Annotated in this window: 16 protein-coding genes and 1 pseudogene; 11 read left to right on the top strand and 6 right to left on the bottom strand. The window is 71.0% G+C overall.

Going from position 1 to position 14,268, the window contains the following annotated elements; all coding sequences use genetic code 11:
• The first annotated feature begins 76 nt into the window (after positions 1–76).
• Both JK364_RS07225 and JK364_RS07220 read left to right on the top strand, forming a co-directional pair.
• The gene (locus JK364_RS07225; protein WP_201848527.1) at positions 77–619 is read left to right on the top strand and encodes a gamma carbonic anhydrase family protein; all 543 of its coding nucleotides are present in this window, start codon (positions 77–79) and stop codon (positions 617–619) included.
• Positions 620–642: 23 nt separating this feature from the next.
• Entirely contained in the window at positions 643–1,335 is a 693-nt protein-coding gene (locus JK364_RS07220; RefSeq protein ID WP_201848525.1) for a GAF and ANTAR domain-containing protein, read from the top strand.
• Between the two features lie 264 nt (positions 1,336–1,599).
• Here the strand turns inward: JK364_RS07220 and JK364_RS07215 are convergent, their stop codons facing one another.
• Positions 1,600–1,860 (bottom strand): VOC family protein, encoded by a 261-nt coding sequence (locus tag JK364_RS07215; RefSeq protein ID WP_307841174.1) that lies wholly within the window; start codon positions 1,858–1,860, stop codon positions 1,600–1,602.
• 113 nt (positions 1,861–1,973) lie between these two features.
• Positions 1,974–2,840, bottom strand: a complete 867-nt coding sequence (locus JK364_RS07210) for a DMT family transporter (RefSeq protein WP_201848523.1) — start codon at positions 2,838–2,840, stop codon at positions 1,974–1,976.
• 107 nt (positions 2,841–2,947) lie between these two features.
• Here JK364_RS07210 and JK364_RS07205 point away from each other — a divergent pair, with 107 nt between their 5' ends.
• A complete protein-coding gene (locus tag JK364_RS07205) occupies positions 2,948–3,520 on the top strand; it encodes a helix-turn-helix domain-containing protein (RefSeq protein ID WP_201848521.1) in 573 nt (190 codons plus the stop codon).
• 50 nt (positions 3,521–3,570) lie between these two features.
• Positions 3,571–4,143, top strand: coding sequence for a YbaK/EbsC family protein (locus JK364_RS07200; RefSeq protein WP_201848519.1), 573 nt, complete (start codon positions 3,571–3,573; stop codon positions 4,141–4,143).
• Positions 4,144–4,284: 141 nt separating this feature from the next.
• On the opposite strand, the gene JK364_RS07195 is transcribed toward JK364_RS07200, so the two are convergent.
• A complete protein-coding gene (locus tag JK364_RS07195; RefSeq protein ID WP_307841188.1) occupies positions 4,285–4,962 on the bottom strand; it encodes a hypothetical protein in 678 nt (225 codons plus the stop codon).
• A gap of 171 nt (positions 4,963–5,133) precedes the next feature.
• On the opposite strand from JK364_RS07195, the gene JK364_RS07190 reads away from it, so the two are divergent.
• From JK364_RS07190 to JK364_RS07180, 3 genes are all read left to right on the top strand, one after another.
• Positions 5,134–5,583: a recombinase family protein gene (locus JK364_RS07190; protein ID WP_201848517.1), complete on the top strand. Its 450-nt coding sequence runs from the start codon at positions 5,134–5,136 to the stop codon at positions 5,581–5,583.
• Positions 5,570–5,788 carry a hypothetical protein gene (locus JK364_RS07185; protein ID WP_201848515.1) on the top strand — a complete coding sequence of 73 codons (219 nt, stop codon included), beginning with the start codon at positions 5,570–5,572 and terminating at the stop codon, positions 5,786–5,788. The genes JK364_RS07190 and JK364_RS07185 overlap by 14 nt, the downstream gene beginning before the upstream one ends.
• A gap of 333 nt (positions 5,789–6,121) precedes the next feature.
• Positions 6,122–6,592, top strand: coding sequence for a glycine-rich domain-containing protein (locus JK364_RS07180; protein ID WP_201848513.1), 471 nt, complete (start codon positions 6,122–6,124; stop codon positions 6,590–6,592).
• Between the two features lie 430 nt (positions 6,593–7,022).
• Here JK364_RS07180 and JK364_RS07175 read toward each other — a convergent pair whose 3' ends face one another.
• Positions 7,023–7,430, bottom strand: coding sequence for a CoA-binding protein (locus JK364_RS07175; protein WP_201848511.1), 408 nt, complete (start codon positions 7,428–7,430; stop codon positions 7,023–7,025).
• A gap of 201 nt (positions 7,431–7,631) precedes the next feature.
• Between JK364_RS07175 and JK364_RS07170 the strand changes: the two are divergent.
• The 3 genes and pseudogenes from JK364_RS07170 to JK364_RS07160 form a co-directional block, all read left to right on the top strand.
• Positions 7,632–7,964: pseudogene (locus JK364_RS07170) on the top strand (phosphatase PAP2 family protein); the annotation flags it as partial.
• 424 nt (positions 7,965–8,388) lie between these two features.
• Positions 8,389–8,721 carry a plasmid stabilization protein gene (locus JK364_RS07165; RefSeq protein WP_201848507.1) on the top strand — a complete coding sequence of 111 codons (333 nt, stop codon included), beginning with the start codon at positions 8,389–8,391 and terminating at the stop codon, positions 8,719–8,721.
• 63 nt (positions 8,722–8,784) lie between these two features.
• Positions 8,785–9,411, top strand: a complete 627-nt coding sequence (locus JK364_RS07160; protein WP_201848505.1) for a YigZ family protein — start codon at positions 8,785–8,787, stop codon at positions 9,409–9,411.
• A 146-nt stretch (positions 9,412–9,557) separates the two neighbouring features.
• Here the strand turns inward: JK364_RS07160 and JK364_RS07155 are convergent, their stop codons facing one another.
• On the bottom strand, positions 9,558–11,087 hold the full coding sequence (locus JK364_RS07155; protein WP_201848503.1) for a sensor histidine kinase: 1,530 nt from the start codon (positions 11,085–11,087) through the stop codon (positions 9,558–9,560).
• Entirely contained in the window at positions 11,084–11,896 is an 813-nt protein-coding gene (locus JK364_RS07150; protein WP_201848502.1) for a response regulator transcription factor, read from the bottom strand. Before JK364_RS07150 ends, JK364_RS07155 begins: the two co-directional genes overlap by 4 nt.
• Before the next feature lie 404 nt (positions 11,897–12,300).
• On the opposite strand from JK364_RS07150, the gene JK364_RS07145 reads away from it, so the two are divergent.
• Positions 12,301–14,247, top strand: coding sequence for a SulP family inorganic anion transporter (locus JK364_RS07145; RefSeq protein WP_230991345.1), 1,947 nt, complete (start codon positions 12,301–12,303; stop codon positions 14,245–14,247).
• Positions 14,248–14,268: the final 21 nt, after the last annotated feature.

The following is a 14,268-nucleotide window of genomic DNA, read 5'->3' as shown; positions in this document are numbered from 1 at the left end:
TGGACCGGCTGTACGGGGCTCTGCCGGAGCTGCCGGAGCTGTCGGCCGGGGCGCGGAACGCGAAGGGAACCACCAGGTGGGAGAGACTGTGCGCGCCTTGATCTTCGGCATCGACGGGAAGGAGCCACAGATCGACCCCGACACGTTTGTGGCCCCCACGTCGGTGGTGATCGGCGATGTCGTCCTGGCGGCGGGATCGAGCGTCTGGTACCAGGCGGTGCTGCGGGGGGACGGCGGCCCCATCGTCCTCGGCGCGGACAGCAACATCCAGGACAACTGCACGGTGCACGTCGACCCCGGATTCCCGGTCTCGATCGGCGCGCGGGTCTCGGTCGGGCACAACGCGGTCGTACACGGCTGTACGGTCGAGGACGAGGTTCTGATCGGCATGGGGGCGACGGTCCTCAACGGCGCCCGGATCGGTGCGGGGTCGCTGGTCGCGGCCCAGGCGCTGGTGCCGCAGGGGATGGAGATACCGCCCGGGTCGCTGGTCGCGGGGGTGCCGGCGAGGGTGAAGCGCCCCCTCACCGATGAGGAGCGCGAAGGCATCAAACTGAACGCCCAGGTGTACGCGGACCGGGCGAAGCAGTACCGGGAAGCGCTCAGAAGCGGCGAGTAGCCGGATGTGATCGGATGGTGGTCATGGACTGGGAAGCCTTCGCCGAGCGCATGGCCACCATGGCGCGGGACCTGCTGGCGCAGGAGTCCGTGGAGGCCACGCTGGACCGGATCAGCGCGTGCGCGGTGGACATCGTGGAGGGCTGTGACGCCGCCGGCATCCTGGTGCTCCACGGCAACCGAGTGGAGTCCCTCGCCCCCACCGAAGGGCTGGTGGTGCGGTCGGACCGGCTGCAGGAGCGGCTCCGCGAGGGGCCCTGCTTCGACGCCGCCCGCCGGCTGGACGGCGAGCGGGTGTACCGGATCAAGGACTTCACCGAGCCCGAGGAGCGCTGGCCGGATTTCGCCGGCGAGGCCCGCCACCTCGGCATCGGCAGCATGATGGGGTTCCTGCTCTACACCGAGCAGGAGAACCTCGGCGCCCTGAACCTCTACTCGCGGCACCCCGCCGCCTTCACCAAGGCCAGCGAGACGGCCGGCTGGCTGCTGGCCTCGCATGCCGCGGTCGCCTTCTCCAGCGCCCGCACCGCCGATCAGCTCCAGCAGGCGCTCCAGACCCGGCACACCATCGGCGAGGCCATGGGCATCCTCATGGAACGCTTGAAGATCACCGAGGACGACGCCTTCGCACTGATCCGGCGGGTGTCCCAGGAGCGCAACGTCAAGCTGCGGGACATCGCCCGGCAGATCTGCGAGAGCGGCGGAATCGACGACTGAAGCGTCGGCCCGAGCCGACGCGTCAGCCGAAGCCGACGCGTCAGCCGAAGCGGCTCTTCCGGCCCGCGGTCTGGACCGGAAGGGCCTGACCACCGTGGTCCCCCGGGGGTCGCTGCGATGGCGTGACGGCCAGGTACCCCCGTGGCCCCCAGCGGTAACCCCACCGTTCACCCGGATTTCGGCAGGGCCCGCGGGGCCCGGATCCCCTCCTTCGGCCGCCGCACCGGGCGTACCCGCGACAGTGTGCCGGGCCGGGCCATCCGCTCAGGCGGCGGTGACGGTGAACAGCCCGCCGTCCGGGTCGCACAGGATCGCCTGACGGTCCGTGGGGGAGGCGTCCGGCGGGAGGGCGACCGTGCCCCCGGCGGCGCGGGCCGCCGCCACGGCGGCCGTGACATCGGGGACGCGGAAGTGGACGTACCAGCGCGGCCGGACCCGCGGGTCGGGGGCCCGCTCGGCGCGGCGGTCCCCGCCGCGCCCGGACCGCGGCCTGTGCGACCCCCTGGGCTCCGGCCCGCACCCCACACAGCTTCTCGATCATGTGCGTCATGGAGTAGGGGGTTCCTGGGACGCTTCGGCTTATGCGTGGCAGGGCGGGGCCGGTCCGCCTGTGCGGGAGTGCCGGGCCGCGCTTCCGCTCAGCCCGTGGCCAGCAGCAGCGTGCCCACCAGGGCGAGCCCGGCGCCCGTGGCCTGGACCACCCGCAGCCGCTCGCCGAGCAGTCCGCGGGCCGCGAGGGCGGTCACCACGGGGTAGAGGGAGGCGAGCACCGCGGCGACGGTGACCGGGCCGTGGTGCGCGGCGAGGTTGTACGTGCCGTTGGCGGCCACGTCGGCGAGGCCCACGAAGGCGAGCGCGGGCAGCGACGCCCACACCACGCCCATCCCGCCCTCGGGCAGCCCGGGGTTGCCGCGCCGTACGGAGACCAGCAGCGCGGTGCCGCCGACCGCCACATTGCACACCCGCTGCACGAACAGCGCGAGGAACAGCCCGGTCAGCGTGTTCGACGCCTCGGCGATCAGCGCCATCACCGAGCCGAAGCCCAGCGCGGCCACCAGGGTGAGCAGCAGCGTCTGCCGCTGGACGGGCGCCCCGCCGGTCTGCGGACCGCTCGCCAGGACCACACCCGCGACCGCCACCACGACCCCCGAGACCTGGAGCAGCCCGGGCCGCTCGCCGAGCACCAGCGCGACCCCGAGCGGCACGATGACCCCGCCGAGTGCGCCGAGCGGGGAGACGACACCCATCGGGCCGAGCGCGAGAGCCCGGTAGAAGCACAGCATCGCGGCCGGGCCGACCACACCGGCCGCCGCGGCGAACCACAGCTGCGGGCCCGCCTCGGACCATCCGCGGGTGGCGACCACGATGGCGCCGAGGACGGTGACCGCGATGATCTGGGAGACGACGACCACGGTGAGCGCGGGTGTGCGCCGGGTGAGCAACCCTCCGCCGAAGTCGGCCAGCCCCCAGAGCAGGCTGGTGGCAAGCGCGAAGAGTGCGGACATGGTGGAACCTCGCCGTACAGTGTGGTGGACGTGGGAGTACAGCCCACAGTAGTTCACTGCACTCGACTACGCCATTCACTATCTTGGACGGATGGACGGACCGGAACGTGACGGACCTCGACCAGCTCACGCAGTCGCTCGCCCGCAACCTCAAACGGTGGCGCAACGAACGCGGCTTCACCCTCGACGCCCTGGCGGCCCGCGCCGGGGTCAGCCGAGGCATGATCATCCAGATTGAGCAGGCCCGTACGAATCCGAGCGTGGGCACCACCGTCAAGCTCGCCGACGCGCTCGGCGTGAGCATCACCACACTGCTCGACTACGAGCACGGGCCCCGGGTGACCTTCGTCCCGCCCGACCAGGCGGTGCGGATGTGGTCCACCGAGGCGGGCAGCTACACCGCGCTGCTCGTCGGCACCGAGGCGGACGGCCCGCTGGAGATGTGGGAATGGCGGCTGATGCCCGGCGACGGGAGCAGCTCCGATCCGCATCCGTCCGGCACGGTCGAGCTGATCCATGTGACGGCCGGCGAGCTCACCCTGGTGATCGGCGGTGAGACCCACACCGCCCCGGTCGGCACCTCCGTGGCGTTCGAGGCGAACACCCCGCACACCTACCGCAACGACGGGACGGCGCCGGTGGAGATGACCATGGCGGTGTCGGTACCGCCCGCCCGCTGAGGCCGCGGGGTCCGGCCCTCATGCCCCGCTGCGACTGCTAGTTTGGCGGCATGAGTACGCCGATGGATGCCTTCGACGAGGTCCGTCCCGCCGTCGAGTGCCTGGACCTGCTGACCGCTCCCGTCGCCGAGGCGCTGCGCACCTGGCGCGGCTCGGAGCCGGTGGAGCGGGTGCTCTTCGTGGACACGGACCCGGACAAGGCCGACACCGCCGTGCTCGTCGAGAACTACGGCTCCTGGCTGCTGGAACAGTCCGCCAACTGCGTGGTGGTCGCGGGCAAGCGGGGCGGCGAGACCACCCTGGCCGCCTGCCTGGTCCTGGCCCACACCCGCGCGGACGTCAACGGCGTGGTGCGCCGCCACCTCGGCGCGCGCAAGGCGTCGTTCGCCCCGATGGACACGGCGACGGGCGAGAGCGGCATGGAATTCGGCGGCATCACCCCGATCGGGCTGCCCGCCGACTGGCCGCTCCTGGTGGACGCCGCCGTGGCCGACATCCCGTACGCCCTCATCGGCAGCGGCGGCCGACGCGGCAAGCTCATCGTGCCGGGCAAGCTGCTCGCCGGCCTCCCGGGCGCGGTGGTCCTGGAGGGCCTGGGCGCGGCGGGCGCCGTCGGCGCCTGAGCTCGGGCGCGCCTGGCGCCGTCAGACGCCTGACCCCGGGCGAGCTGGGACGCCCGGCGGTGCGGCTCAGCCGAGCCGGGGATCTCGCACTACAACAGCCCCGTCGGGACCATCCGACGGGGGGCTGTTCGCGTTGTGGCGCTACTCCCAGACGGGTCGCCCGCCCTCCCAGAGTGCGGACACGTGGCCAGCGAACCGGTCGTACAGACCATCGTCGCCCATCCGGTGCAGGTGCAGCATCGGCGACTCATGGCCGAGGAGACTCGACAAGTGTGGAGTCACGAGCATTTCGGAATCGAAGCTGAACACCGACAGGGCGATGTGCTCGTCACTGAACCGAGCGTCGACGCCGTCAAGGTGCTTCAGCTTCGACAGCGCATCAAGCGTAATCCGGATCCGTGTGCTGACGGTGAGCGGGACGCCCTCGATCTCCTCCCGGCGTCGCGTCACATCAGATTCCGGGTCGCCGACGAGGAAGCGCACGCTACAGCCCGCGGCGGCCTTGGCCGTCAGACGATCGACGAGCCTTGGTTGCTCTTGCCATACGAAGTAGTTGGTGTATCCGGCAAACGTGATGGAGTGCGACGCGGCGTCGATCAGTTGCCCCCACACGGCACTGGGGCAGGCATTGCGGTATGGATAGGCTTGGGTGATTTCGCGGCTGGCCCCCGTCTTGACAACCGACCTGGCTGCCCTTGGCCACAACATGCCCTCATCTGCTCCTAACGCCTTGGCGACGGCAGACCTCGTATCGGGGTGTGGAGCCCGGCTGGGGTCCTTCAACCATCGCTCCGCGGTCTTGGCGGACACTCCCACCATACGAGCGAGGCGGTTGGTGGATACTTCAGCCTCGGCCATAGCATCTCGAAGGGCTTCGTTCAAGGTTCCTCCCCCGGATGTTTGGGACACTTGGGACCATAGCGCGAAGCTGTCCTGGCTGTCCCGTCCCTGGACGTTCAAACGTCCCGTCAGGAGGGCGACAGTATGCGCATGGAAGGCAACGCAACGGAATCAACCACCCTCGCATTCATTTACGACCGCGAGGCGACGCGCCAGACGGACCGGTTGGGCGCCCGTATCGCCCTCTGCAGGGAATATGCCGCGCGGCTGGGGTGGAGTGTCGCCGGCCAATGGGTTGACCGCGGAGACGCTGCCGTGGCCGAGCGTCGGCCGTTCTGGATCGGCATGGTCGCTGCCATGAAGCATGAGGGGCAGGGGTTCAACACCGTCTGCCTCGTGGCGAGTTGGGAGCGGATCGCCTACGACGAGAGGGACCGCGCCCAGATGCGTCGGCTCGTCAGCGACGTGGACGGTACGTGTGTGGCCATCGACGGGAGTTCGGTGTCGCCCAGCTCCCGAGATGCGACGTTGCGTCGACTCCGTGCCAGTGGGGAGCAGGTGGGACCGGGCGTGACGCTGGTTCGTCATGACGTCTTGTGAGGAAGCCGCGACGTCGTTCGAGGACCGGCGGCGCGCAGCCATCAAGGCGGCGTCGCGGTACCTGGCGGATCCGTCGACATCGCTCGAAGATGCGCAAGCCGCGATCAGGCTGCTTCAGCTTGCTCTGTCCGACGTGATCATGGTCGCGGAGGACCGACAGCGACGGCTGGTGCGGCTCCAGGAGGGCGCAAGACGCCTCGCCTGATGAGTTCCTCGTCCCTCATCAAGCCAGGCGCGGCCGACGGGGGACGCGGAGCGGCGGCGGACGTCGCCAGCGGGAGTCCTGCTGCTACGTGGGGTGCTCACAGGGCTCCTGCATAAAGCCCCTGCCTGTCGTGGTGCTGGAACGCCAGGGCGGGCAGGAAGCGGTCCGGGATTGCCTTGGTTGGCTCCGTCCCGGGCCGTGGCCCCCGCTCCGATGCCCGTGGTGCGGCGAGTGGAGGAGTGGGGGCCGCCCACAGCCTCACCCCGGTCGCGTGCTTGGAGGCCAGTGACCAGGGCGAGGGCAGCGCACCACTCACAGAGAAGAGGCACACGCATGACCGACGTTACTGCGTTGCTCGACCGGCCACAGCGGTTGGGCGTTGCCCGGACCGTCTTGAACAACAACCCGCGCCTGTCGGAAGGTATGGCGGAGCGGATCGTCGACGAGGCGGTGAAGTTCACGGCGACCTGCGCAAGGTTCCCCGAGGCCCGTCTGCGGCCGTCGCGGATCGTTGACGAGGGATGGCACGCGCTCATTCTGCACACGAGGCTGTACCACAGCCTCTGTGATGGGCTGGGGCGCTTCGTTCACCACGCCCCGGAGCTGCCGGACCCGTCCCGTCACAACGCGGGCGAGCTGACGCGGACGCAGGAAATGATCACAAAGGCGGGACTCTCTGTCGACGACGCGCTGTGGCTGGCACCGACCGACGAGAGCATCCCGGTCGCGGCCAGTTGTGAGCACAGCGAGCCCGGAGGTGAGGGCACGTGCAGCGGTGATTGCAGCAACACAGGCCCGAACTGACCGGATGCGCTGACAGCCCGCCCGTACCGTCCGTACTCTCAGTGTCAGGAGGTGGTCGCCTTGTCACAATGGGTGAATCCCAGCGCAGCCAAGGTCGTGCAGTTCGCAAGTATGTTCCAGTCACCGGATGCCCTCCCCGATGACCCCTGCGGATGCTGGGCCGGGCGTCGACGGCGATGGGGCACGGCTCGGCGTCCTCGACGCCGATTCGCGGCCACCGTGTTCGTTGGCACTGGCGGAGCGCTCTACGCCGTCCCGTGCAACAGGTGCGGCGGTAAGGGCGTCGTTCCGTAGTTCTCCCAACAGTGGCCCCGCCCTTGCGCTTCCCCGCGTGGCGCCGGGCGGGGCTTCTTCAGCCGTGGCGGCCGTAGCGCAGATTCCTGACGGCTGCCACAGTGATGGGGGAGCGGCCAAAGTTCGGCGGTGGCGCTCAGCCCAGCCGGGGGATCTCGATGGCCGGGCAGCGGTCCATGACCATGGCCAGTCCGGCGGCGCGGGTGCGGTCGTACGCGGCTGGGTCGATGACGCCGAGCTGGAACCAGACGGCCTTGGCGCCGATGGTGACGGCCTCGTCGGCGACCGGGCCCGCCAGATCGCTGTTGACGAAGACATCGACCACATCGATCGGGAAGGGGATCTCGGCGAGCGAGCCGTAGCCGCGCTCGCCGTGCACCGTCTCGGCCTTGGGGTGTACGGGCACGATGCGCTTGCCGAAGCGTTGGAGGACGTTGGCGACGCCGTATGCCGCGCGCCCCGGGTTCGTCGACAGGCCCACGACGGCCCAGGTGTCGCCCAACTCGGTGAGGATCTTGCGGACCGTCGCCGGGTCGCCGTACATGCCTGCCTCCTGTGGTCGCGATGCGCTCTCTTCGCAGCAGAACCGGCCGGGCACCCCGGAGATTCCCCGGGGCACGCCGGGGTGTCAACCCCGACGATGGTCAGGGGTCTGACCTGGCCGTTCGCCAGAGGTGGCGGGCCGTCGCCGTTTCTACGGTCACTGGCCATGGACGCAAGGACGCGATACGGCTTCGGCCGTTGACTGCTGCTCGCGGTGGCGCTGTGTGCCGCCGGGGCGGGAGCGGTGATGTGGCTGTCGCCCGGTGGGCTGGGCGACGCGGATCGGGTGGAGGTCGCGGGCGGCGCCTCGGCGTCGGTGTACCGGGCCGTGGCCGACGCGGTGGCCGGGGCGCCCTCGTGGGCCGGGGCGCTGCTGGAGATGGCCACCGAGGGCACGCTGGTGGCGCTGGGGCTGCTTCTGCTGTGGACGGGGTGGTCGGCCTTTCGGCGCGGGGACGCCTTCCGCGTGGCCGGGGTCGTGCTCACCGGGATCGGCACCGTGGTCGCCTACGCGGCGAGCGAGGCGGTGAAACTGCCACGTCCGCAAGGGGCCGCCACCCCGCCGCGAACGCGCACAGCGCCGTGGGCACCACCCACCACAGGCTGACCACGCTCAACCCGGCGGCGGCGATGGTGGCCGCCGGCGGCAGGTGGCCGGCCCAGGACGCCCACGGGCGGGCGCCGGATCGGGTCGTGTGTGTCTGTGTCGTCATGTCCCCCACCCGCGTGATCAGCCGACTCGCAGAGGTGACCTTACGAAGCCGGGGGACCGGCGGACACTGCCGAAAGACCAATCCCGCGCATCGCGCACACCGCACGGCATTCGGCCGACGCCCAGGAGACGCATGCTGGTTATGGGGGAGGGAACGGAGGGAACCCGACTCATGCGGTCGGCGATCAACACGATCATCAGCTGTCGGCCGCCACCGACCGAGGGGGCGGAAGGAGAGGAAGACACCATGCCCGCAGGATCCAGCCGTAAGCGTGAGCGGCAGTACGAGCACATCAAGGAAAGCGCCGAGCAGCGCGGTGCGTCCACCGGCCGGGCGAAGGAAATGGCCGCCCGTACGGTCAACAAGGAGCGCGCCCGCGCGGGCGAGTCCAGGTCCGCGAGCAGGACCTCGACCCAGGACCCGAAGTCCGCGCCGCAGCGTGGCGGCCAGCGCTCGGGCAGCCGGACGGGTCCCAAGGGCCCGACGCGCGACCAGCTGTACAACGAGGCCAAGCAGCGCGGCATCGAGGGCCGCTCAAACATGACCAAGGACCAGCTGGCCAAGGCCCTGGGCCGCTGACCCGGACACCGCCGCCCCTACAGGCCTGACCACCGCGCCAGGGCCGGGACATAAGGTGGCCTGATGCAGGAGCGGTACCGGACGGTCGCGCGCGAGGGCGTGCACGAGACCGAGATCAACAGATCGCGCTTCCTCTGCACGCTCGCGCCCGCCGCGACCGAGCAGGAGGCGCAGGACGTCATCCAGCGGGTCAGGAAGGAGCACCCCACCGCCAGCCACAACTGCTTCGCCTATGTCATCGGCGCGGACGGCGGTGTGCAGAAGGCGAGTGACGACGGGGAGCCGGGCGGTACGGCCGGGGTGCCGATGCTGCAGATGCTGCTGCGCCGCGAGATCCGGTACGCGGTGGCCGTCGTCACCCGCTACTACGGGGGCGTGAAGCTCGGCGCGGGCGGTCTGATCCGGGCCTACGGCGGCGCGGTCGGCGAGGCGCTCGACACGCTGGGCACCGTCACCCGGCAGCGGTTCCGGCTGGTGACCGTCACCGTGGACCACCAGCGGGCCGGAAAGCTGGAGAACGATCTGCGGGCGACGGGCCGGGCGGTCCGGGAGGTGCGCTACGCCGAGGCCGTGACGATCGAACTCGGGCTGCCCGACGCGGATGTGGACGCCTTCCGCGACTGGCTGGCGGACACCACCGCGGGCACCGCCGCGCTGGAGCTCGGCGGCGAGGTGTACCAGGACGCGTAAGGACGGCTTGGGCTCAAGGACGGCTTGGGCTCAAGGACGGCTTGGGCTCAAGGACGGCTTGGGCTCAAGGACGGTCTGGGCTCAAGGACGGTCCGGGCTTGAGGACCGCCTGGACTTACGCCGGTGAGCGCACCGGCGGCCTGGACCTACGCCGGTGAGCGCACCGAGGGCGGGGACGGAGTGGACTCCGGTGTGCTCCGGTCGCTCCGGACTCTCCGGGGCAGGCCGATTCTGGACGGGCGCCCCTGGGACGGGCGGCCCTGGGACGCCCGGGGCGCGGGCCGCAGCCGGATCGCGGCGTCGAGGCCGCCTCCGGGCGCCCGCGCCAAGGTGGCCTCCCCACCGCTCGCATGGGCGAGCCGCTGCACCAGCGACAGACCCAGACCGGTGCCGCCCTTCGGGGCGTCGGGGGCGCGCCAGAAGCGGTCGAAGGCGCGACGCCGCTGATCGGCGGTCATGCCGGGCCCCTCGTCGATGACATGCAGCTCGATCCAGGCGGGCCGGGCCGGGAGCTGGCGGCGGTCGGCGGCCGAACAGCGCAGCACCAAGGTGACGGTGGAGCCCAGGGGCGTGGCACGCAGCGCGTTGGAGAGCAGATTGTCCAGGATCTGCTCGATGGCCCCGGGCACCGCGAGCGCCTGGCCGACCCGGTCGCCGAGCAGGGCGAGATGGGCCCTGTGCCGATCGAAGAGCGGGCTCCAGGTACGCAGGCGCTCGGCGCACACCTGGTCCAGGTCGACCGGTTCGGGGGTGACGGCGCTCTCCTCCAGCCGCGCCATCGCCAGCAGCCCCTCGACCATCCGGGCCAGCCGGTCGGTCTCGGTCATCGCGGCGCTGAGACCGTCCCGGGCGTGCCCCGTCAGCTCCGCCTCCAGATTGTCCAGCCGCAGCCGCAGCGCCGCCAGCGGCGTCTTGAGCTGGTGGGACGCCTCGGCGGCGAAGGCGCGCTGGGAGGCCAGCAGATGCTCCAGCCGGGCGGCGGTCTGATTGAAGGTGGCGGCGAGGCTGCGCACCTCGGGCGGGCCGGAGGTCACGGGCGCGGGTGTGGTGAACCGGCCGTCGGCCAGCCGGTGCGCGAACCGCTCCAGCTCCAGGATGGGGCGGCTGGCCCAGCGGGCGAAGACCAGCCCCACGGCGGCGACGGCCGTGAGGATCGCGAGGCCGCCCACGGCCAGCAGCAACCAGATCCGGTGGACCCGGGCCTCCACCGCGTCGGTCGGCACGGTGAGGCGCACCGCGCCCTGCAGCTCGTCGCCGTGGACCACGGGTGCGGCGACCGAGAGATAGCGGACGCCGCCGATGGTGGAGGTCCGGACGTCGATCGCGTCCCGGCCGCGCAGCGCGGCGGCGATCTCGGGGCGCGACACCAGGTTCCGCGACTCCGTGGCGGACAGCGGATGCGAGGTCGCCAGCAGCCGGCCGTCGTCGCCGACGATGACCACCCTGCCCCGGATGCGCTCGGCGCAGTGCCGCGCCCGGTTCGGCAGCTCGCGCTGCTCCCGGCCCGCCATGATGGACAGCGAGGCGAACGCGGACACCGACTCGGCCTCGTCCTCCGCCGAGGAGATGACCTGCTCCCGCTCGGCTCTGCCGTAGACATAGCCGAGCGGTATGCCCAGGCTCAGCAGGGTCAGCACGGCGAGGCTCAGATATCCGAGCAGCAGACGTCGGGTCACGGCCGGACGGCCTCCGGAACCCCCGAAGGGGTCCCCGCCGGGACTCCCGCCGGGACGCCCGAGTGGACGGCCAGACGGAAGCCGACCCCGCGCAGGGTCTGGATCCAGGCCGGGTCGCCCAGCTTGCGGCGCAGGGTGGCGACGTGCACGTCCAGGGTCTTGGTCGGCCCGTGGAAGTGGGGGTCCCAGACGCGGTCGAGGATCTGCTGGCGCGAGTACACGGCGCCGGGGTCCTCGGTGAGCAGGGCCAGCAGCTCGAACTCCTTGGGGGTGAGACTGACGGGTGCGCCGCCCACCCACACCTGACGCGTCCGGCGGTCCACGACCAGTGGCTCCTGCTCCCGGGGCGGCGGCTGGGCGGCGGCCGGCGGGGTGACGGCGGGGGCCGGAGCGGGGGAGGCGGGGGCGGCCGTCGCGGTGGGCCCCGCGGCGGTGGCGGTGGCGGTGGCGGTGCGTTGGGAACGCCTTGTCACCGCGCGGATCCGGGCGATCAGCTCCCGCATGCTGAACGGCTTCGCCAAGTAGTCGTCCGCGCCCAGCTCCAGCCCCAGGACCCGGTCGGCCTCCTCGCCCCGCGCGGTGAGCATGATGATCGGCACATCGGACACCCGCCGGATGCCGCGGCAGACGTCGATGCCGTCCATGTCCGGCAGTCCCAGGTCGAGCAGAACGATGTCCCCGTACGGCCCCTCCAGCCCGGCTGCCCCCGTGCTGACATGACCCACCATCAGTCCATACCGCCCCAGTCCCTCTACGAGGGGCTCGGCGATCGTCTCGTCATCCTCGATGAGTAGCGCTCGTACGGTCATGGGGACCTGTGTACCGCAATACCGGAATGGCTTCCTGGTTTTTGTAATGTTGCGAGCGCGGAACCGAATATTGGAGAAGAACTTGTCATGCTCTAGTGTTCGTTTAGCCTTCGCCTGGTACGGCCCTCCCTACGGTGATTCGCATCTGGTCCAACCACCCGTCAGGGAGGCATGATGAGGACTCCGTGCGAATACCGGAAACTGGCCAACGGGCAATTTCCCGAATTCCAGCCGCGCACCGCGGGCAAGGAACTCGATCTCGATAACGACGGTGACGTCCGGGCGTACTCATGACGAGCGGACGACATGCCCGTGGCCGGATTCAGCCGGTTCCATCGCCGTCGTACGACATCGACGAGGTGTTCCCGCCGGAAGGGGCGCGCGACGCCCGGTCGACGCAACCGATGCCCGCATATGCGCCCGCCGCCGGAACCGTAAGAGAAACGGCCGAGGCTCCTGGCTTCCATAAGGCCGACGGCGGGGCGGGGGCCACCGCCGAAGGCAAGGGCAAGGGCAAGGGCAAGGCCAAGGGCGAGGGAAAGGGCAAGGTTGGGGGAAAGGCCGGCGGGACCGTCCAGGGTGTCGATCTCGGCACCGAGATCACCGCCTCCCTGGTCGTCTTCCTCGTGGCCCTGCCCCTGTGCATCGGTGTCGCCGTCGCCTCCGGCACCCCGGCCGAACTCGGCATCATCACCGGTGTCGTCGGCGGGCTGGTGGTCGGTATGACCCGGGGCAGCGCCCTCCAGGTCAGCGGGCCCGCCGCCGGGCTCACCGCACTTGTCGCGGAGACCGTCGAGGCCCATGGCATCGCCATGCTCGGGGTGATCGTGCTGATGTCCGGGCTGCTCCAGATCGGCCTGGGGATGATCCGGCTGGGCCGTATGTTCCAGGCCATCTCCATCGCCGTCGTCCAGGGCATGCTCGCCGGGATCGGGCTGCCGCTGATGTTCAGCCAGTCGTATCCGCTGGCCGATGCCACGGCCCCCGGTACGGCCATCGAGAACATCCTGGGCTTTCCCGCGCATGTCCTCGGCACCTTCACGAACGCGCAGACGGCGATCGCCGCGCTGCTCGGCATCGCCACGGTCGTCCTCAGCTTCGTCTGGAAGAAGGTGCCGGGGCCGGTCGGCAGGATCCCCGCCGCGCTGGTCGCCGTGGCCATCGGCGTCGTGATCGCCGCGCTGCCCGGTGTGGAGGTGAAGACCCTTCAGGTCGGCGATCTGCTGGCGGCCGTCCAGGTTCCCGGGCCGGAGCAGTTCGCGGGGCTCGCCGATCCCGCGGTGCTCACCGCCGTCCTCACCTTCACCGTCATCGCCTCTGCGGAGAGCCTGTTCACGGCCGCCGCGGTGGACCGGATGCACGACGGTCCGCGCACCCGCTACAACACCGAGCTGATCGCCCAGGGCGCGGGCAACACCGTCTGCGGCGTCCTCGGCGCGCTGCCCATGACCGCCGTCGTCGCCCGTAGCTCGGCCAATGTGCAGGCCGGGGCCAAGACCCGGCTCTCCCGCACCCTGCACGGCCTGTGGCTGCTGGCCTTCGCGCTGCTGCTGCCGAGCGTTCTCGCCCTGATCCCGATCTCGGTGCTGGCGGGTGTGCTGGTGCACAGCGGCTGGAAGCTGCTCGCCCCCGAGCAGTTCCCGAAGATGTGGCGCCAGGACCGCGGTGAGTTCGTCGTGATGGCCGTCACCACGGGCACCATCGTCGCCACCGCGCTGCTGGAGGGGGTGCTGGTCGGGCTCGCGGCCGGGATCGTCCTGGCGGCGCTGCGGATGTCGCGGACCTCCATCGAGCACCGGGTCGAGGGCGACACCGCCAAACTGGTCATGACCGGCAACGCCACGTTTCTGCGGCTGCCCAAGGTGATCGACGCGCTGGAGGCGGTGGGGTCGGCGGGGACGCCGCGGATCCGGCTGGACCTGATGGGGGTGACCCATCTGGACCACGCCTGCCGCAGCCAGATCGAGGAGTTCGTGGCGCAGAAGCGGGCGTCGGGCACCGTACGGGTGGAATTGCTGCTGCCCGACCTACCGGGGCCGGGATCGGGGCCGGGATCGGGGCCGGGATCGGGATCGGGGCCGAGGCCGGGGCCGAAGCCGAGGCGAAGGCCCAGGCCCAGGTCCTCGCCCGAATCCCCGCCGGGGCCCGTGTCCTCGCCCGTGTCCTCACCCGTGTCCCCGTCGTGGCCGCCGCCGCAGCCGCATGAGCGGTCGTCGTCCGGTGCGCTGTACGACGCGTTCTACGGCCCGTCACAGCCGGGCCCGTCCGCGGAGTGGTACTACCTCGACACCCGCCCCTTCGAAGGTCTCCAGGACTCCGAGGACGCCCGGTGGAGGGACCACCACGGCTAGCCACGGGCGGAAAACCGGGGA

It is taken from the genome of Streptomyces endocoffeicus (genome assembly GCF_016741935.1).
In the GTDB taxonomy this organism is placed as follows: Bacteria; Actinomycetota; Actinomycetes; order Streptomycetales; family Streptomycetaceae; genus Streptomyces; species Streptomyces endocoffeicus.
This window is presented reverse-complemented; position numbering and strand designations above follow the sequence as displayed.